Source organism: Mesorhizobium sp. ISC11, assembly GCF_037162595.1.
GTDB lineage: Bacteria > Pseudomonadota > Alphaproteobacteria > Rhizobiales > Rhizobiaceae > Mesorhizobium > Mesorhizobium ciceri.
In genome coordinates this window covers 3583362-3601708 of the sequence record NZ_JAVSPW010000001.1, presented here as the reverse complement: position 1 = coordinate 3601708, position 18347 = coordinate 3583362, and the positions used below count along the sequence as shown (strand labels likewise).

The 18347-nt window shown below is 63.5% G+C and carries 15 protein-coding genes and 1 pseudogene; 6 read left to right on the top strand and 10 right to left on the bottom strand.

Features of this window, described 5'->3' with window-relative positions; all coding sequences use genetic code 11:
- The first annotated feature begins 91 nt into the window (after positions 1–91).
- The 4 genes from RPF88_RS17675 (at position 92) to RPF88_RS17660 (ending at position 6786) form a co-directional block, all read left to right on the top strand.
- Positions 92–2644, top strand: coding sequence for a GumC family protein (locus tag RPF88_RS17675; RefSeq protein ID WP_064994592.1), 2553 nt, complete (start codon positions 92–94; stop codon positions 2642–2644).
- Positions 2645–2824: 180 nt separating this feature from the next.
- The gene (gene folD / locus RPF88_RS17670; RefSeq protein WP_013530231.1) at positions 2825–3724 is read left to right on the top strand and encodes a bifunctional methylenetetrahydrofolate dehydrogenase/methenyltetrahydrofolate cyclohydrolase FolD; all 900 of its coding nucleotides are present in this window, start codon (positions 2825–2827) and stop codon (positions 3722–3724) included.
- Between the two features lie 56 nt (positions 3725–3780).
- Entirely contained in the window at positions 3781–4743 is a 963-nt protein-coding gene (locus tag RPF88_RS17665; RefSeq protein ID WP_013530232.1) for a GlxA family transcriptional regulator, read from the top strand.
- 378 nt (positions 4744–5121) lie between these two features.
- Positions 5122–6786 (top strand): vWA domain-containing protein, encoded by a 1665-nt coding sequence (locus RPF88_RS17660; RefSeq protein WP_337122748.1) that lies wholly within the window; start codon positions 5122–5124, stop codon positions 6784–6786.
- A gap of 68 nt (positions 6787–6854) precedes the next feature.
- Here the strand turns inward: RPF88_RS17660 and edd are convergent, their stop codons facing one another.
- From edd to zwf, 3 genes are all read right to left on the bottom strand, one after another.
- On the bottom strand, positions 6855–8678 hold the full coding sequence (gene edd, locus RPF88_RS17655; protein WP_337122747.1) for a phosphogluconate dehydratase: 1824 nt from the start codon (positions 8676–8678) through the stop codon (positions 6855–6857).
- Positions 8679–8750: 72 nt separating this feature from the next.
- The gene (pgl, locus tag RPF88_RS17650) at positions 8751–9467 is read right to left on the bottom strand and encodes a 6-phosphogluconolactonase (RefSeq protein ID WP_063170066.1); all 717 of its coding nucleotides are present in this window, start codon (positions 9465–9467) and stop codon (positions 8751–8753) included.
- On the bottom strand, positions 9449–10918 hold the full coding sequence (zwf, locus tag RPF88_RS17645) for a glucose-6-phosphate dehydrogenase (protein WP_013530236.1): 1470 nt from the start codon (positions 10916–10918) through the stop codon (positions 9449–9451). Before zwf ends, pgl begins: the two co-directional genes overlap by 19 nt.
- Positions 10919–11233: 315 nt before the next feature.
- On the opposite strand from zwf, the gene RPF88_RS17640 reads away from it, so the two are divergent.
- Complete coding sequence (locus RPF88_RS17640) at positions 11234–11980, top strand: SDR family oxidoreductase (protein WP_337123883.1); 747 nt, start codon at positions 11234–11236, stop codon at positions 11978–11980.
- A 93-nt stretch (positions 11981–12073) separates the two neighbouring features.
- Here RPF88_RS17640 and RPF88_RS17635 read toward each other — a convergent pair whose 3' ends face one another.
- From RPF88_RS17635 to RPF88_RS17615, 5 genes and pseudogenes are all read right to left on the bottom strand, one after another.
- The gene (locus RPF88_RS17635) at positions 12074–12226 is read right to left on the bottom strand and encodes an SH3 domain-containing protein (protein ID WP_337123882.1); all 153 of its coding nucleotides are present in this window, start codon (positions 12224–12226) and stop codon (positions 12074–12076) included.
- 11 nt (positions 12227–12237) lie between these two features.
- Positions 12238–12924, bottom strand: coding sequence for an SH3 domain-containing protein (locus RPF88_RS17630; protein ID WP_337122745.1), 687 nt, complete (start codon positions 12922–12924; stop codon positions 12238–12240).
- A gap of 262 nt (positions 12925–13186) precedes the next feature.
- Positions 13187–14473, bottom strand: coding sequence for an NAD(P)/FAD-dependent oxidoreductase (locus RPF88_RS17625; RefSeq protein WP_337122744.1), 1287 nt, complete (start codon positions 14471–14473; stop codon positions 13187–13189).
- A gap of 145 nt (positions 14474–14618) precedes the next feature.
- Positions 14619–14986 (bottom strand): annotated as a pseudogene (locus tag RPF88_RS17620) (four helix bundle protein).
- A gap of 31 nt (positions 14987–15017) precedes the next feature.
- A complete protein-coding gene (locus RPF88_RS17615; RefSeq protein ID WP_027035719.1) occupies positions 15018–16454 on the bottom strand; it encodes a glutamine synthetase family protein in 1437 nt (478 codons plus the stop codon).
- 145 nt (positions 16455–16599) lie between these two features.
- Here RPF88_RS17615 and RPF88_RS17610 point away from each other — a divergent pair, with 145 nt between their 5' ends.
- Complete coding sequence (locus RPF88_RS17610; RefSeq protein WP_013530243.1) at positions 16600–17313, top strand: HAD family hydrolase; 714 nt, start codon at positions 16600–16602, stop codon at positions 17311–17313.
- Between the two features lie 83 nt (positions 17314–17396).
- Here the strand turns inward: RPF88_RS17610 and RPF88_RS17605 are convergent, their stop codons facing one another.
- The gene (locus RPF88_RS17605) at positions 17397–17801 is read right to left on the bottom strand and encodes a response regulator (RefSeq protein ID WP_224621462.1); all 405 of its coding nucleotides are present in this window, start codon (positions 17799–17801) and stop codon (positions 17397–17399) included.
- Positions 17802–18079: 278 nt separating this feature from the next.
- Positions 18080–18322, bottom strand: coding sequence for an SMc00767 family acetate metabolism repressor (locus RPF88_RS17600; protein WP_337122741.1), 243 nt, complete (start codon positions 18320–18322; stop codon positions 18080–18082).
- Positions 18323–18347: the final 25 nt, after the last annotated feature.

The following is an 18347-nucleotide window of genomic DNA, read 5'->3' as shown; positions in this document are numbered from 1 at the left end:
AAATTAACCTTTTGTTTTCCATGCCTGTTTAGCGTGGCTTAACGAATGGCCAATCTCCGTTCGCAGGTCGCCAAGGGTAAAGTTCCAGACGATGGTCGACAGGGAAAACCGCGAAGACTGGAAGCGCGAGCGCTCATTGCTGGCGCTGGGCCAGGCTGTGCGTGGCGACGAACCCGACGCGTCGCTGGTCTCGATCGGCGACCGGGCAGACCCGTCATGGCGCGAGGATGCCGCCACGCGTCATCGCCTCGCCCGCTCGCAGCGCGAGGCGCGCAACCCGAAACTGTCGGGGGATCCGGTCGCAACCGACGGGGATCATGAGCAAGCTTCAACATCGTACCGCGCGCAAACCACGCCACGGACACAGCCCGGTGCCGCCGAAACCGCTGGCGCACGTCGCGCCGATCATACATCGGAACCTTACGCTGCAGGCGACGCGTCGTTATCCCGAAACGACGGCACCGACAGCCAGCAGTGGAAGCCGCTGATCGATCCGATGCAGGTGGTGCGCGGTGTCGGCAAGTCGAAGCTGCTGATCGTGACGACGACACTGCTGGGCGCCGCGCTCGGCATCACCATTGCGCTGTCGACGCCGAAGAAATATGAGGCCACCACCGAACTGATCGTCGACCCGCGCGACCTGAAGCTCACCGACCGCGATCTCACCCAGTCGGTCGTCGCTTCCGACGCCACGCTGGCCATCGTCGAGAACCAGGTTCGGGTGCTGACATCAGGCACTGTTCTCAACAAGGTCGTCGACAAGCTCAATCTGGTCAACGACCCGGAATTCAATGGGCAAGGCGGCGGCGGCCTCAGCGTCATGTCGCTCATTCGCTCCATCCTGTCCCGCAATGATGGGCCGGGGGGTGTCGACGACAGCCGTCGCCGCGCGCTTGCTGTCGGCAACCTGGCTGAGAGCCTTTCGGTCGAGCGCGGCGGCAAGACCTTCGTCATCACCGTCAGCGCCACCACGCAGAATGGCGAGAAATCGGCCCTCATCGCCAACACGATGACGGATGTCTTCCTGCAGACTTTCGGCCAGATACAGTCGGACACCGCAGGCCGCGCCACCGACGAACTGACGGCCAGGCTCGACGAGTTGCGCAAGGGCGTCGAGGCAGCCGAGCGCAAGGTCGAGGATTTCAGGGCCACGCACGATCTCGTTGACGCGCAGGGCCATCTCATCAGCGACGATGAGATGCTGAAACTCAACGAGCAGCTGTCGGTCGCGCGCGCCCGGACCCTAGAACTCAACGCCCGGGCGGCCTCGGCGCGTTCGGTCGACGTCAATTCGGTTCTCACCGGCACCTTGCCGGAGGAGATCAACTCCAACACGATGAGCGATCTGCGTTCGCAATATGCTTCGCTCAAGCAGGAAGCTGACCGCGCCGCCATCCGGCTCGGCCCGCGTCACCCCGAACTCCAGGCGATCAATGCCCAGATTGCCGGCGCACGCGACCGCATCGCCTCGGAGCTGCGCCGCATCGGCTCGTCGCTGCAGGTCGACCTCAAGCGCGCCGTCCAACTCGAACAGGATCTTGCCTCTCGCCTGGCGCAGCTGAAGGTCCGCAGCGGCGACGTCAACAGCGACCTCGTGTCGATGCGCGAACTGGAGCGCGAGGCGACCGCCAAGCGTTCCGTCTACGAACAGTACCTGCTGCGCGCCAAGGAGACCGGCGAGCAGAAGGACATCAACACAGCCAACATCAATGTGATCTCGAAGGCCTTCGCGCCGCTCGAGCCGAACGGGCCGTCGCGGGTCGTGGTCGCGCTTGCCGGCCTGTTGCTAGGTTTCGCCTCCGGCATTGGCCTCGGAGCCATGCGTGGCGCCTATGAGAGCCTGCGTGACACCGCCAATTCGCGCTCGCGTCGCGACCATGGCACGGACGAACGCCGGACGCCTTACGAAGACAAGGCATATCGGGCAGCGCCGCCGCCGGCGCCGCCATTACCACCAGCGCCGCAGCCATCGACACCCCCGCCTGCATCACCACCGCCGGCCGTGCCACCGCCTGTCCAGCAAGCCGAGGCCTCGCCGGCAGAAAGTCCCGGCCGGATCGGTGCCTTGCTGTCGAGGCTGCAGAAGTCCGTCTCCCGCAGGCCATCCCGGGAGGAGCCGTTCGATACCGTCGAATGGGCCTCTGCCGAAAACGGGGAGCCAACGCAGGATCCGCAATACCGCGCCTATCCCCGGCCGGCGCCGGCCTTCGAGCCCCGGCAGGCGGTCGCGACAGCATACCCGGCACCACCTTTCCAGCCCGGCGGCCATCCGCAGCAGACGGCGCAGCCGCCACTGCCGCCTCCCATGATGACGCAGCGGCCATATTCCGGGCCGCAGCTCTATCCCTACGCGCAGCCATTGGGCTACGCGCAGCAGCCGGGCTATCCCTATCCGCAATCGATGCCGGCCGCCAATGCCGGGCAGCAGCCCGATCCGGCTCAGCCCGCTTCCGAGTCCTATCCACAGCCGCCCGTCGCGCAGCAGCAGGCGCCTCAGCCTCATCAGCGCTCGGCGGAGCCGTCGCAGGCCGTGGAGGATGCCGAGCAGCAAGCGCCAATCGAGGAAATCCGCGCCAGCCTGCGCGAATTCCGCGAAGCGGTTCGCGAACTGACCGAGAGCCGCACGCGCCGCCGCTACTTCTGAGCCACAAAAATCTGCGCGGTGCCGTACAAAAACATGCCGGTTTCGCGTAAACGGCATGGGACGGCGCTTTGGCGGGATTGCATGTTGGATTTTTCGTGAAGATGCCACGCTGTGAAAGATCGAAAAGCGCGTCGCTTCCGGAAGCGACGCGCTTGGGCATTCTGGTGTTGAGGGTGGTCCATGGCTGAAGTGATTGATGGCAAGAGCGTTGCCGGGGACGTTGTGGGGACGGTCAAGACCCTGACGGCTGAACTTGTCGCCAAGGGCAAGGCCAAGCCCGGTCTTGCCGTGGTCATCGTCGGCGAGGATCCGGCCAGTCAGGTCTATGTCGCGTCCAAGTCGCGCACCGCCAAGGAATGCGGCTTTCATTCCGTCCAGCATACGCTGCCGGCCGAAACCTCCGAAGAGGCATTGCTGAAGATCATCGGCGACCTCAACGCCGATCCGGCCATCAATGGCATCCTCGTGCAGCTTCCTCTGCCGGCCCACATTGACGCCGGCAAGATCATCCAGACCATCGCGCCGGAAAAGGATGTCGACGGCTTCCACTTCATCAATGTCGGCAAGCTCGGCACCGGTGAACTCGAAACAGCGTTCGTGCCTTGCACGCCGGCCGGCTCGATGCTTCTGATCGAGCGGGTGCGCGGCAAGGACCTGTCCGGCCTCAACGCCGTCGTCGTCGGCCGCTCCAACATCGTCGGCAAGCCGATGGCCAACCTGCTGCTTGCCGCCAACTGCACCGTCACCATCGCCCACAGCCGCACCAGGGATCTGCCGGCCTTGGCCCGCACCGCCGATATCCTTGTCGCGGCCGTCGGCAGGCCGGAGATGATCAGGGGTGATTGGGTGAAGCCAGGCGCCACCGTCATCGATGTCGGCATCAACCGCATCCCGGCGCCGGAAAAGGGCGAGGGCAAGTCCCGCCTCGTCGGCGATGTCGCCTATGCCGAAGCGGCCAGGGCCGCCAGCGCCATCACACCGGTGCCCGGCGGTGTCGGCCCCATGACCATTGCCATGCTGATGGCCAATACGTTAGCCTCCGCCTACCTTGCGGCCGGATTGAAACGGCCGTCCTTCTGACCCGCCAGAAAGCTGCAGCTTTGCCGAACCCCAGTGTTCCCTCAGAACGGCCGGTCATGACTGACCCCGTTCAAGGCGGCCGGCAGTTCGCATTCCTGCTGGTAGACAAGTTCTCCATGTTCTCGCTGGCTGCCGCGATCGATACGTTCCGGTCGGCGAACCGGTTGCTTGGCCGCGACTTCTACGGTTGGACCACGGTGTCGGCCGATGGCGATCCGGTGATGGCTTCCAATGGCCTGCCGCTCAAGATCGACTACGCCGTTGCCGACCTGCCGCCGGTCGATATCCTTTTCGTCTCGGTCGGGCTGACGACCGAATTCCCCGGCAAGAGCAAGGTGCTGGCGGCTTTGCGAAGCTGGGGCCGGCGCGGCAATGCGCTGGGTGCCCTGTCGGTCGGGTCCTACCTGCTGGCCGAGGCCGGCCAGCTCGAAGGCTATCGCTGCACCATCCATTGGGAAAACCGTGCCGGCTTCGTCGAGCGATTCCCCGACATCAACTGCACTGGCAACGTCTTCGAGATCGATCGCAAGCGCTACACCTGTGCCGGCGGCACCACTTCGATCGACCTGATGCTGGAGATCGTGCGCGGCGATTTCGGCTCGAACCTCGCCAATGGCGTCGCCAACCAGTTCCAGCACGAACGCATCCGCTCGGCCGGCGACCGTCAGCGCGTCGGACCCGAACGCGACCTGACCGGCAAGTCGGAGAAGCTCAGGCGCATCGTCGAACTGATGGCCGACCACCTCGACGAGCCGCTTTCGGCGGTACAGCTGGCCAAATCCGCCGGCCTTTCGGTGCGCCAGGTCGAGCGCCTGTTCCTGCGCCATCTCAGCGTCACGCCCGGCCGCTATTACATGCGGCTGCGGCTGGAGCGGGCGCGCGAACTGCTGCGCCAGACCAACATGCCGATCCTCGACGTGGCGATCGCGACGGGCTTCACCTCGCATTCCTACTTCGCCCAGAGCTATCGGCTGCAATTCGGCAGGCCGCCTTCGGAAGAACGCCGCACGACTTACTAAGCTGGTTTTCGTTTTCGTTGAGAGTTCGGCATTCGGCCCCGCGCATCGGGCCAGGGCTATGAATTCGGGTTAATGGGTTCTTTCGGAGCCTTCGCCCCGCGTAGGTTGACGGGTGCATCAAACGAAAAACCCGCCTATTGCGGCGGGTCACCGGCGCAAATCAGCACCATAGCCAAATATGTACCTTAGCTGAGGTCATGGTGTCAAGAAAAAATTCCTATTGCCGGGGAAAAGGCTGCCGACCCCGCCGAACTGGCCGCCGTCAGGACTTTTGTTAAGCTGGGTCCGCAGCCCTGCGCACCGGGCGCCCGGACTTGTGTCCCGGCGCCGCGTCAAATAGCTTGCCGCCCGGATCAGGGGCGGATTTAGGAGATTTCGATGGCGGGACTTGCACGGGGCGTCGCTGCGGCGATCCTCCTTTTGTCGATGACGACGTTCGGCTTCGCCGCAAACAAGGTCATCATCATTCTCGATGCCTCCGGCTCGATGTGGGCGCAGATCGACGGCAAGCCCAAGCTCGAAATCGCCCGCGAGTCGCTTCGAACCGTGCTTCAATCGGTCCCCGCCGACGACGAGATCGGCTTCATGGCCTATGGCCACCGTGAAAAGGGCAGCTGCGACGACATCCAGCTGATCGTGCCGCCGCAGGCAGGTTCGGGCAGCGCCATTTCGGCCGCCGCCGACAGCCTGAAATTCCTCGGCAAGACGCCGCTGACGGCGGCGGTCAAACAGGCGGCCGAGGCGCTGAAATACACCGAGGACAAGGCGACCGTCGTGCTCATCACCGACGGGCTCGAAACATGCGGCGGCGACCCCTGCGCGCTTGGCAAGGAGCTCGAGGCATCCGGCGTCGACTTCACCGCCGATGTCGTCGGCTTCGGCCTGACCGCCGACGAGGGCAAGCAGATCGCCTGCCTCGCCGACAACACCGGCGGCAAATACATCCAGGCCTCCGACGAGAAGGCGCTGCAGGAGGCGCTTGCCGAGACCGTGGCGGCGCCGGCACCTGCTCCTGAACCGGCCCCGGCACCTGCGCCGGCACCCGCGCCCGAGCCGGCCAAACCGGACTTCAATTTCCTGCCGATAGCGGTGCTTGCCGAGGGCGGCGATCCCGTCACTGACGGCAACGCCTGGGAGATCTACAAGGCGAAACCCGACGGCACGCGCGGCGACTACGTCAGTACCGAATACGGCGCCTACAAGGCCAATCTGGAACCGGGCGACTATATCGTCGTGGCCAGCGACGGACAGGCCAAGACCGAGCAGAAAGTCAGGATCGAGGCGGGCCAAGTCTACGCGCCTCTCTTCAACTTGAATGCCGGCACGCTCATCATCCATCCGCGACCGAGCGAGGGGGCAGATGTCGTCGATGGCGCGGCTATCGTCATCGATTATCCGGGTGCTGACATGCCCGCCACCTTCTATGGGACCACGAAAGCCGTGTTGCCGGCCGGCGACGAGAAAGTGACGGTCACGATCGGCCAGGGGGTGGCTACCGAAACGATTCCGCTGGCTGCCGGCAAGACCGTGGAAAAGGACATGATTGTCGGTGTCGGCCATGTCGTTGCCAATGCTTATTATGCTGCCGGCGGCGACAAGGCGGACGGTTCAGGCATCGGCTTCAAGGTGCTCAAGGCAAAGAAGAAGATCGATGGAACCAGGGACGAGGTGACCTATGCCTACGGACCCGACAGCAAATTCGATCTGCCGGCCGATGACTATGTCTTGATTGCGACGGTTGATCTCGCCGTTGTCGAGCAGCCGTTCACCGTCAAGGTCGGCGAATTTCAGGATCTGAAAATCGCAATGAATGCCGGCGTGCTGGCGATCACCGCGCCGGGAGCCTCGAAGATCGAGATTTTCGAGGCCAAGAAGGACATCAACGGCAACCGCAAGTCGCTTGGCTATGCATTCGACCAGAAGTACCAGGCAGCGATCCCGGCGGGCGACTATGCCGTCGTCTCGGAGAAATCCGACAACAGTTCGAAAGAAGGCAACGTGACGGTCAAGGCCGGCGAGCGAGCTGAGCTAACCGTGCAATAAAATCGTATGCACAACCGCAAGAGGGCGGCCAAGTGCCGCCCCTTTTCATGGATTGCGCAGAACTGCCGTCAGGCCGTGCCGAAGGCGCTGGCGCCATGATCGGCGCGGCCGACCAGTTGCCGGAAGCCGGCAAACAGCTCGCGGCCGAAACCGAACTCGTTGCCGATGAGGTCGGCATCCGCCGTCCGGCGCAGCGCGAAATCGCCGGCCGGCACCAGCACTTCCAGCGTGCCGGCATCGGCGTCGAGCCGGATGATGTCGCCTTCGTGGATCCTGGCGATAGGACCCTCCTCGACCGCTTCCGGTGTGACATGGATCGCCGCCGGCACCTTGCCGGAGGCGCCCGACATGCGCCCGTCGGTGACCAGCGCCACGCGCTGGCCGCGATCCTGCAGGATGCCGAGCACGGTGGTCAGCTTGTGCAGTTCCGGCATGCCGTTGGCCTTCGGCCCCTGGAAGCGGATGACGGCGATGAAATCGCCGGTCAGCGTGCCTGCCTTGAACGCATCGTTCAGCCCTTGCTGGCTGTCGAAGACCCTGGCCGGCGCCTCGATGATACGCCGCTCCGGTTTCACCGCGGAAGTCTTGATGACGGCGTGGCCGAGATTGCCTGACAGCACCTTCAGGCCGCCGGTCGCCTGGAACGCCTTGTTGAAAGGCGCCAGCACCTTTTCGTCGCCGCTTGTCCGCGGCGAGGCCTCGCGCACCACGCCTCCGTCGGAGCCGAGCTTTGCCTCGACCGCATAGGGCCGCAGGCCTTCGCCCCACACCGTCTGCACATCCTCATGCAGGATGCCTTCGTCGAGCAGTTCGCGGATCAGGAAGCCGAGCCCGCCGGCGGCGTGGAAATGGTTCACGTCGGCGAGGCCGTTCGGATAGACCCGCGCCAGCAGCGGCACCGCTTCCGACAGGTCGGAAATATCCTGCCATGTTATGGCGATGCCGGCCGCCGCCGCCATGGCGATCAGGTGGATGGTGTGATTGGTCGAGCCGCCGGTGGCATGCAGGCCGACGACGCCGTTGACGATCGAGCGCTCGTCGATCATCCGCCCGACGGGCGTATAGGCGTTGCCAAGCGCGGTGATCGCCAGCGCCCGCTTGGTCGCCTCGCGGGTCAAAGCCTCGCGCAGGGGCGTGCCTGGATTGACGAAGGACGCGCCCGGCGTGTGCAGGCCCATGATCTCCATCAGCATCTGGTTGGAATTCGCCGTGCCGTAGAAGGTGCAGGTGCCCGGTCCATGGTAAGATTTGGACTCGGCCTCCAGCAGTTCGGCGCGTCCGGCCTTGCCCTCGGCGTAGAGCTGGCGGACCTTGGCCTTTTCGTCATTGGGCAGGCCTGATGTCATCGGTCCGGCCGGAATGAACACCGCCGGCAGATGGCCGAAGGTGAGGGCGGCGATCACCAGCCCCGGCACGATCTTGTCACAGACGCCGAGATAGACGGCGGCGTCGAACATGTTGTGCGACAGGCCGATCGCGGCGGCCATGGCGATGACATCGCGCGAAAACAGCGACAGCTCCATGCCGGGCTGGCCCTGGGTGACGCCGTCGCACATCGCCGGCACGCCGCCTGCCACCTGGGCGATGCCGCCGGCTTCGCGGGCTGCATCCTTGATCAGCGCGGGGAAGCTCTCGAACGGCTGATGCGCCGACAGCATGTCGTTATAGGAGGTGATGATGCCGAGGTTCGGCACCTTGTCGGCGCCCAGCGCGAGCTTTTCCGAAGGGCTGCACACCGCAAAGCCGTGAGCGAGATTGCCGCACGACAAAACGGCCCGGTTGGCGGCGCGGTTCGACGCCTCGGCGATGCGGCTGAGATAACGCTCGCGGCCGGGCTTAGAGCGCTGACGGATGCGTTCGGTGATGGCTTCGATGTCGCGTCTGGCGGTCATGGTATCGGTCCTTTCAGGCGAGGTCCCGGAAACATCCTCCCGCCGTTTGCCGGGCCCGGTGTAAATCGAGAATCAGGGTGCCCAGAAAACCTCTACGGGCTTTTGCGCTGCGTCGAGCACGGCGCGGATTGGCTTTCGCGGCCCGGGCGCCACCGCGCCGTCGAAGGCGATACGCTTGTCCTCACCCTCGATGTGCAGCGCGATGAAGCCGGCTTCGACGATGCGGGCCAGCGACAGGGTCAGCCGCGGCTCGCCCGCACTTGCCGCATGAACCGGCAGCACGATCCTGTCGGAAGACGGGTCGAGCAGCGTTGCCAGGTCGGCGGCATCGGGAAAGAACGAGGCGGTGTGGCCGTCCGGCCCCATGCCGAGCACGACGACATCGAGCGGCCAGGGCAAGGATCGGAGCGCTGCATCGTCGGACGAGGCCGCATCCTCGATGCTGGTGGCTTCGTGATAGAGCGGCACGAAACGAGCCGCCTTGGCCGCGTTCTGCAACAGATTGGCGGCCACCAGCCCGGCATTGGAGCGTGGCGAGGAGGCCGGCACGAAACGCTCGTCGACCAGCGTCACGATCACCTTGTCCCAGGCGATGGGTATCGCTGAAAGGGCGGCGAAGAATTTTGCCGGCGTGGTGCCGCCGGAGACGGCGAGTAACCCCGTGCCGCGCTCGGCGATCGCCTTGGTCAGTCTGCCTGCAACATGGCCGGCCAGGGCTGCCGCCAGTTCCTGGCGCCCGCTGAAGCCGTTCCAGCTGTAGGCGGCGCTGTTCAATTGCTCTCGTGCCATGTCCGCCCGTCACGTTCGATCAGCGCTATCGAGGCCGATGGGCCCCAAGTACCCGCCGTGTAGCCCTGCGCCTCCTGCCTGGCACTTTCCCAGGCATTTTGGATCGGGTCGATCCATTTCCACGCCGCCTCGACTTCGTCACGGCGCATGAACAGGGTCTGGTTGCCACGGATGACGTCCATGATCAGCCGCTCATAGGCGTCCGGTGCGCGGCCGTCGAAGGACTGTGCGAAACTCATGTCGAGCGAAATCTGGCGCAGCCGCATGCCGCCCGGGCCCGGATCCTTGATCATGATGAACTGCTTGACGCCTTCGTCCGGCTGCAGCCGGATGACAAGCTGGTTGGCGAAGATCGGTCCGGCGCTGTCGCCGAAGATCGAATGCGGGATCGGCTTGAATTCGATGACGATTTCCGAAACCCGCGTCGCCAGCCGTTTGCCGGTACGCAGATAGAACGGAACGCCCGACCAGCGCCAATTGCCGATCTCGGCCTTGATGGCGACGAAGGTCTCGGTGTTGCTGTCCTTGCCGAGTTCCTCGACATAGCCTTTCACCGGTCCGCCGGCCGAAGCCCCGGCGCGATACTGCCCGCGCACGGTGTGCTTCGGCGCTTCGTTGCCGTTGATGCGCTTCAGTGCCCGCAGCACCTTCAGCTTTTCGTCGCGAACGGCGTCGGCATCCATCGACGACGGCGCTTCCATGGCGACGAGGCACAAGAGCTGCAGCATATGGTTCTGCACCATGTCGCGCAGCGCGCCGGCCTTGTCGTAATAGGTGACGCGGTCCTCCAGGCCGACGGTCTCGGCCACGGTGATCTGGACATGGTCGATATGGGCTGAATTCCACAACGGTTCGTAGAGCGCGTTGGCAAAGCGCAGCGCCATCAGGTTCTGCACCGTCTCCTTGCCGAGATAATGGTCGATGCGGAAGATCTGGCTTTCGTGGAAGTCGTCGCCGACCAGGTCGTTGAGCTTGCGTGCCGAATCAAGATCGCGGCCGATCGGCTTTTCCAGCACGATGCGCGAGTTCGGCGTGATCAGATTGTGCTCTTTCAGCTTGTGCGAGATGTCGCCGAACAGCGCCGGCGCCACCGCCAGGTAGAAGGCGCGGATGCGGTCGCTGTCGCCGATCGCCTTCTTGAGCTTGTCGAATCCGGCGCCGCTCGTCGCATCGGCGGAGACGTAGGACAGCCGCGCCAGGAAAGTCTTCAGTTCCTTGGCGTCGATGTCGGCCGGTTTGACGTGGTCCGAGATCGCCTGCTTGGCGAAGGCCTGGAATTCTTCGTCGCTCATCTTCGAGCGCGAGGTGCCGATGATGCGTGTCGGCTCCGAAAACTGATGGTCGCGCTGGCGATAATAGAGCGACGGCAGAAGCTTGCGCTCCGACAGATCGCCGGTGCCGCCGAAAATGATGAAGTCGAAAGGATCGACGGGGATGATCTGGCTGGTCATGGTCTGTCCGCTCTGACGCCGGTCGCTGTGACGCGGCTGATATAATCTAATCGATTTAAATTTTCCAGTGCCATGGTGTCACATCTGGGTGTATGCGCTTGCCCCTTGACAGTCCGATGACCCGGAGGCTTGTCGACAGGCGCGGCACCGGAAGCCTTCGCAGTTGCAGCATAGAGCGGGATCGACGCGAAAGCCAAAGGAGAAATCGGCGATGGCCGCACATCTTTCGAGCAATCCGGCCAGAAGCCACGGGTTCGCGCGGATGTGCGCTATCGGCGCGCCGGTTGATCGTCATCAATCATGAGCGGGAAAAACATGCGTCTGGAAAACAAGGTTGCCGTCATCACCGGTGCTGCGTCCGGTTTTGGCGAGGGCATCGCCAGGCGCTTTGCGCAGGAGGGTGCCAGGGTCGTTGTCGCCGATCTCAACGCCAGGGGCGCTGAGCGCGTCGCCGGCGAGATCGGCGAAGCGGCGATCTGGACCCAGACCGATGTCTCGCTGCGCTCCGAATTCGACGAGATGATCTATGCCGCCAAAAGCGCGTTCGGCCGCATCGACATCATGGTCAACAATGCCGGCTACACCCATCGCAACGGCGACATGCTCAATGTCGACGAGGAGACCTTCGACCTGATAACCGCCGTCAACATGAAGGCGATCTATCACGCGGCACTCGCCGTGGTGCCGATCATGGAGCGGCAGGGCGGCGGCGTCATCCTGACCACGGCCTCCACCGCGGGTCTGCGGCCGCGCCCCGGCCTCACCTGGTACAATGCGTCGAAAGGCTGGGCGATCACCGCCACCAAATCGATGGCGGTGGAACTGGCGCCGAAGAACATCCGCGTCAACTGCCTCTGCCCGGTTGCCGGCGAGACCGGCATGCTGGAGAAATTCATGGGCGCCGACACACCCGAAATCCGCGAGAAGTTCCGCGCATCGATCCCGCTCGGCCGGCTCTCGACGCCGCTCGACATCGCCAACGCCGCACTCTGGCTGGCCTCGGACGAAGCCGCCTTCATCACCGGCGCGGCGCTGGAGGTCGACGGCGGCCGCTGCATCTGAACGCCTGGTGCATGTCGTCCAAAAGCGCACAGCGATCTTGGAGCGACGGCATGCATCGGAAAGGGAGACGGACCTGTCGTTGAGCGGCGGGCGTCAGGCGCCGGTCTTGATGTAGCTGTTGTAGATCCAGCCGGTCTTGCCGTTGTAGGTGATCTGGCACCATTTCTTGCAGCTCATCACCTGCACCGAGGTTTTGGCTGGCACCGTACCGATGGCGGCGGCATTTTTCTTCGGGCCGCTTCGCATGGTCACGGCCCTCAGGATGCGTCCTGTTCCGGCGGCTGCGGCTTTCCTTGGCTTCGCCTTGGCCTGGCTGTCATCACCTTCTGCCGCTGGCTCTTGAGCCGGCACTTGCGGTTGCACCTCGGGAATGGCGGCGGTTTGTGCCCGTCGGGATGGTTGCCCGCGGTTGCGCCGGGCGCGGCTACCTTGGCAAGTTCGGTGGCGGCATCGGTATCGGCTGCCGGCTGCGCGAATGCCGCCGTTTGCTTGTCGGGTGCCTTGTCCGCCACCTGGCTGGGAGCAGTCGAATCGGACGCGGATGCGGCCTTCAGCTGGGAACCGGTCCAGCGCGGGTCATTGGCGGCGAGTGCGGGAATGTTGTCTTGCGCGGCCGCCACAGTTGTTGGAATTGCGTCGGACTTGCGCGCCTGCGGCACGGCTGCCGCAGCGACCGCGGCCCCAACCGGGGTTATTTTCGTCGTCTTCACCGGAACCGTTGGAATGGTCTGTTCGGGGCTCGCTGCCGCTTGCCTGTCGCTGGCCGGCAGCGCCAGCCACAGCGCCACGGCGGCGACCCCAAGCAGTGCGGCGGTGCCGATCGCGGCGATCACCAGATGCGAGTTCGAACGGACTTCCTGCCAGAAGGACGGCCGCATGTCGTATCCGAACTGCATGGCAAAGCGCCGACGTTCCGGCGTACCGAAACTGAAGGGCTCTCTCACTCTTGCCACCTCCATAAGCGGGCCGACGTTCTTTCGATCGGTGCCGGAAGTCCGGCGTCTGATCCGCATCGGTCCCAAAAACAACGCGGGCAGGCCCGCAACAATCCCCGAACAATCGCCCAGAACCGGCAGCTTTCGCCTGCGATTGTGGCATCAGTACGCCAACATAGAGGATTCTGCGCCTTTGCGGGAAATTGCGCAATGCGTCGCACGGGCAACAAATGTTACAACAAATATTACAATATTACATCAGGCCGGCCGGCTAGATCCTGTCGCGCAGCGCAAACCAGTTGAGCGCCAGGAACAGCAGCGGCGTGCGGAAACGCCGGCCGCCAGGGAAAGGCGGGATTTTCAGATCTTCGATCAGCTTCAGCCGGTCGCGGTTGCGGGCAACGGTTTCGGCATAGAGTTTACCGAAGTAGTTCGACAGCATGACGCCGTGGCCGGAATAGCCGCCGGCCGAGATCACATTGGGCATCACTTCGCGCACGAACGGCTTTCTCGGCACGGTAATGCCGACATAGCCGCCCCAGCCATGCGTGATCTCGACATCCCCGAGCGCCGGATAGAGTTCCGCGATCTGGCGGCGGATGTGGATGTGGATATCCCGGGGATCGTTGACGCCATAGACCTCGCGTCCGCCAAACAGCAGCCGTCCGTCCTTCGACCTGCGGAAATAGCGCACGACGAAGCGGGAATCGTCGACCGCCTCGCCGCCCGGCAGCACGTCCGAGTGCGTATCCAGAGGCACCGTCGCGCCGATGAACGAACCGATCGGCATGATGTGCGCGGCACTCACCGGCTCGAGCGTGCCGCCATAGGCGTTGACCGCGATCAGGCATTTCTGCGCCGTCACCGTGCCTCTCGGTGTCGAAACCTTGACCTTGCCGCCACTGGACATGATGCCGGTTGATTGAGTCCCCTCGAACAGCTGCGCGCCTGCAAGCGCTGCCACCCGCGCCGTGCCGATCACCAGCTTCATCGGATGGATGTGCCCTGTGCCGGTGTCGCGCGTGCCGCCGAAATAGGCGGTCGAGCCCAGCCGCTCCGCCGTCTCCCTGGCATCCATGAACGAGATATGCGGGTAGGAAAAACGGCTCGCCATGATCTCGGCATGCGCCTTGTAGTCATCGACATAGCGCGGCTTGTGCGCCACCGAGAGCTGGCCCGGCATATAGTCGATATCGATCTGGTTGGCGGCAGTGAATTCGAGGAGATGCGCCTTCGCCTCTTCGGCAAGATCAAACAGCGCCTTGGCGCGGGACAAGCCGTACTCGGCCTCCAGGTCTTCGGCCCAGGCGCGCTGGCCGGTGCCAAGTTGACCGCCATTGCGCCCGGAGGCGCCATCACCGAAGCGATACGCCTCGATCAAAACGACATCGGCGCCCGCCTTGGCCAGATGCGCTGCCGCCGACAGGCCGGTAAAGCCGCCGCCGATGACAACGACGTCGCATGTCCGGTCGCCATCCAGCGCCGGGTATTCAGGCCGCGGGCCGGCCGTGTCCTCATACCAGGAACGGCCGGGGGAGATCGGGGATTGGTAGGGCATGATGCTCGCAGGGAGTAGGGGAGTAGGGGAGTAGGGGAGTAGGGCAGTAGGGCAGTAGGGCAGTAGGGCAGTAGGGCAGTAGGGCAGTAGGGCAGTAGGGCAGTAGGGCAGTAGGGCAGTAGGGCAGTAGGGCAGTAGGTGGGGACTATTCCGGTGACAGTTTTCGGATCAGAAGCCGCAAGAGCGTTCCGACGCTCTCACTGCGGGCCATCAATGATTCGCTCGTCTCGTGCGAGGCGATTCCGACGCGTTGCGCGATCAGCAGATGGGTCTCCAGTTCCTTGAGTGATCCCTGGGCGATCCTGAGAAATTGGTGATAGGAAGCTCGGCTTTCTCGCCCGTAACCTTCGGCAATGTTGGCGGAACCGAGGTGGCTGCACGGCGTACCTGAGTCGTCAGGCCGTAGAGCTCATCCCTTGGCCAAGCTCTGGTTGTTTCGTAGATCGATACCGCCAGATCCATAGCTTGCTGCCAGACAATTAAATCCCTGTACGATTCAATCTTGGCCGTCATCCTTGCCCTACTGCCCTACTGCCCTACTCCCCTACACATTCAGCAACAAATACTCCCGCTCCCACGGACTGATCACTTCCATGAAGGTCTCGAATTCCGCGCGCTTGATCGCCGCATAGGTCGCGGCGAACGACTTGCCCAGATGCGCGCAGAGTTCCTCGTCGCCCTCGAACAGGTCGACGGCTTCGAGCAGGCCGCGCGGCAGGTCGATCTCGTCGGCATTGGCCGTTGTCAGGACCGGGGGCTCGGCCTTGATCTTGTTGGTGATGCCGATCAGCCCGCAGGCAAGCGATGCCGCCAGCGCCAGATAGGGATTGGCATCGGAGGACGGGATGCGGTTTTCGACGCGCCGTGCCGCCGGATCCGAGCGTGGCACGCGAAACGCCGTGGTGCGGTTGTCATAGCCCCATTTGTTGTTGACCGGCGCCGACGCCGCCTGTGTCAGCCGGCGGTAGGAATTGACATAGGGCGCGAACATCACCAGCGCGTTCGGCACATGCTTCTGCATGCCGCCGATAAAGTGGAAAAAATCGTCGGTTTCCGAGCCGTCAGCGGCCGAAAAGATGTTCTGTCCGGTCTTCTTGTCGATGATCGACTGATGGATGTGCATGGCGGAGCCGGGTTGCCCCTGGATCGGCTTGGCCATGAAGGTGGCGTAGATCTCGTGCTTCAGCGCCGCCTCGCGAATGGTGCGCTTGAACATGAACACCTGGTCGGCCAGTTCGATCGGGTCGCCATGGCGCAGATTGATCTCCAACTGGCCGGCACCTTCCTCGTGGATCAGCGTATCGATCTCCAGGCCCTGGCTTTCGGAGAAATGGTAGATGTCGTCGATCAGTTCGTCGAATTCGTTGACGCCGGCGATCGAATAGCCGGCGCCGCCGCCGATCGCGCGTCCCGACCGGCCAACCGGCGGGGTCAGCGGATAGTCCGGGTCGGGATTCTTGCGCACCAGGTAGAACTCGATCTCGGGCGCCACCACAGGCTTCAGGCCGAGCTTGTCATAGGCGGCCACCACACGCTTCAACACGTTGCGCGGCGTGAACTCGACCGAGCGTCCGTCCTGGTGGACGAGGTCGCAGATGACCGCTGCCGTCGGGTCTTCTTCCCAGGGCACCACCGTCAGCGTCGACAGGTCGGGCATCAGTTTGAGGTCGCCGTCGTCTTCGGGGTAGTGGAAGCCGTTGCCATCCTCGGGGTAGCCGCCGGATATCGTCGTCATGAAGACTGCCGACGGCAGCGCCAGCGAGGTGTTGGAGGTGAATTTCTTCGATGGCATCATCTTGCCACGCGCGACGCCTGCCTGATCGGGCGTGATGCACTCGATGTCCTCGATGCCGCGCCATTCCAGCCAGGCGCTGACTTCCTTCCAGTTCTTGACGCCTCGTTGGTTTTTCACGAAGGCAGGCGTGCGGGCGCGTCCTCCGCGGCTCGACGGACGGACTTCCTTTTTTGCAGGCGGCATCATTCACCAGATTGGGTTGCGGATTGTGGAGTATAGCCGTGCCCTCCTATGGAAGGGAAGGGGAGCCGCGTCGGGCATTGCCCGGTGCGGTTGAAAAACACGCCAATCGGCTTAGTTTCGGCCGTCCCAATTCCAATCGAGGCGTTCAATGCGGCGCAATGACAAACTGACGACGATCGGCTTCGACGCCGACGACACGTTGTGGCAGAACGAGCAGTTCTTCCGGCTGACGGAAAAGCGCTTTGCCGCCATGCTCGTCGACCATGGCGAAGCGGAGCACATCTCGGCACGATTGCTGGAGGCAGAAAGGCGCAACCTCGCTGTCTATGGCTTCGGCATCAAGGGATTTACCCTGTCGATGATCGAGACGGCGATCGAGGTCACGCAAGGCCGCGTGCCGGGCTCGGTCATAGCGGAGATTCTCGATGCCGGCCGCGAGATGCTGAGCCATCCGATCGAGGCCTTGCCGCACGCCCGCGAGACGGTCGAAAAGCTTGCCGGCGCATTCCGCCTCGTGCTGATCACCAAGGGCGACCTCTTCGACCAGGAGCGCAAGCTGGCTGGCTCAGGCCTTGGCGATCTGTTCGACGCGGTCGAGATCGTCAGCGACAAGAATGCTGCCACCTATAGCAGGCTCTTCAAGCGCCACGGCGATGGTCCGGCGAAAAGCATGATGGTCGGCAACTCGCTGAAGTCGGATGTGGTGCCGGCCATCGAGGCCGGCGGGTGGGGTGTTCATGTGCCGCATGAACTGACCTGGGTGCTGGAGCATGTCGAAGCGCCGGTAACCGAATCGAGGTTCCGCCAGATATCCGATCTCGGACAACTGCCCGGACTGATCGAAAGCATCATCGATCCCTGATCGCCGGGCGATCCGTGGTCGCCCGGCCTTACCTGGTTTCGATTCCGGACGGAAAAACCGCTACACACTTTCCCGCAATTGCCTCAGCGGCCGATCAGGCGATCGATCACCGGTTGCAACCGTTCGGGCGTGATCGGCTTGGCGATCACCACGTCGATGACACCAGACAGGCCCAGGCTTTCCGTGGTGCCATTCTTGGTTGACAGCAGGATTACCGGTGGCAGCGATTTGCCCGAGGCGCGGCGCAACGCGTCGATGCTGGACATCAGATTGTCGCAGTCCTTGTTGTCGGCGCCGCCGTCAAGGACAACCGCGCCGGGAATGAGCGACCGCAAGATCCTTGCCGCCGTGTCGGGAGATTCCGAAATCGGCTTGAGCCCGGATCGCTCGACGATCTTTGAAATCACCACGCGATTGATTGGCGACCTGCCGACGACAAGCACCTGCGACGGATCACGGATCGCCTCGGTGGTTGAGCCGCGGGTCACCAGATTCGGATGTCTTGGAGTCTCGCCTTCGCGATTCACCGGGCACACAAGTCAGCCAAGAAGCTCGCCCCTATTTCAATGCAGAGTTGAATCCGGAGCGCAATTGGCGTGAGATCGCAGCCTATGTCAAGTTGAAATAAAAGTGCCCGAAATCATCGCCGGGACAGTGAATTTCAAGCAACGCTACTGTACTCGACTGTCCACACGCGCATTTCATAAAAAGAAAATTCACCTGCGCAGGGGCTGCGCAGGTGAAGGGTCGGTTGCATGGATTTCAGTCAGCCGTGGCTCTGCTGCGTGACGATCACCGGGATCAGCAGATCGCCCCAGTTGCCGTGGCCGCCGTGATGTCGTGCCGAGCGCACGAGTTCCACCGAGACGCCCGCCTCGACCGCCTTCATAACCGACTGGTTGAGGCGGTGCAGGTCGTTGGCCAGCATGCGGATCGTCGCCTGCTGGTCGACGCTCATCGTTGTCGACTGTTCCTCGGCGCGTTCCTTGACGCGGCTTATCGATGCCATTGGTTTTCTCCTTGTGTCCCAAGCC

What these genes read in the sequence shown, in the direction of transcription:
- RPF88_RS17675 (WP_064994592.1), top strand. Translation starts at nt 92, where the DNA reads ATGGTCGACAGGGAAAACCGCGAAGACTGGAAGCGCGAGCGCTCATTG.
- pgl (WP_063170066.1), bottom strand. Translation starts at nt 9,467, where the DNA reads ATGGCACGAGAGCAATTGAACAGCGCCGCCTACAGCTGGAACGGCTTC.
- RPF88_RS17635 (WP_337123882.1), bottom strand. Translation starts at nt 12,226, where the DNA reads ATGCGAAGCGGCCCGAAGAAAAATGCCGCCGCCATCGGTACGGTGCCA.
- RPF88_RS17610 (WP_013530243.1), top strand. Translation starts at nt 16,600, where the DNA reads ATGCGGCGCAATGACAAACTGACGACGATCGGCTTCGACGCCGACGAC.
- edd (WP_337122747.1), bottom strand. Translation starts at nt 8,678, where the DNA reads ATGACCGCCAGACGCGACATCGAAGCCATCACCGAACGCATCCGTCAG.
- RPF88_RS17660 (WP_337122748.1), top strand. Translation starts at nt 5,122, where the DNA reads ATGGCGGGACTTGCACGGGGCGTCGCTGCGGCGATCCTCCTTTTGTCG.
- folD (WP_013530231.1), top strand. Translation starts at nt 2,825, where the DNA reads ATGGCTGAAGTGATTGATGGCAAGAGCGTTGCCGGGGACGTTGTGGGG.
- RPF88_RS17665 (WP_013530232.1), top strand. Translation starts at nt 3,781, where the DNA reads ATGACTGACCCCGTTCAAGGCGGCCGGCAGTTCGCATTCCTGCTGGTA.
- RPF88_RS17640 (WP_337123883.1), top strand. Translation starts at nt 11,234, where the DNA reads ATGCGTCTGGAAAACAAGGTTGCCGTCATCACCGGTGCTGCGTCCGGT.
- RPF88_RS17625 (WP_337122744.1), bottom strand. Translation starts at nt 14,473, where the DNA reads ATGCCCTACCAATCCCCGATCTCCCCCGGCCGTTCCTGGTATGAGGAC.
- RPF88_RS17615 (WP_027035719.1), bottom strand. Translation starts at nt 16,454, where the DNA reads ATGATGCCGCCTGCAAAAAAGGAAGTCCGTCCGTCGAGCCGCGGAGGA.
- zwf (WP_013530236.1), bottom strand. Translation starts at nt 10,918, where the DNA reads ATGACCAGCCAGATCATCCCCGTCGATCCTTTCGACTTCATCATTTTC.
- RPF88_RS17600 (WP_337122741.1), bottom strand. Translation starts at nt 18,322, where the DNA reads ATGGCATCGATAAGCCGCGTCAAGGAACGCGCCGAGGAACAGTCGACA.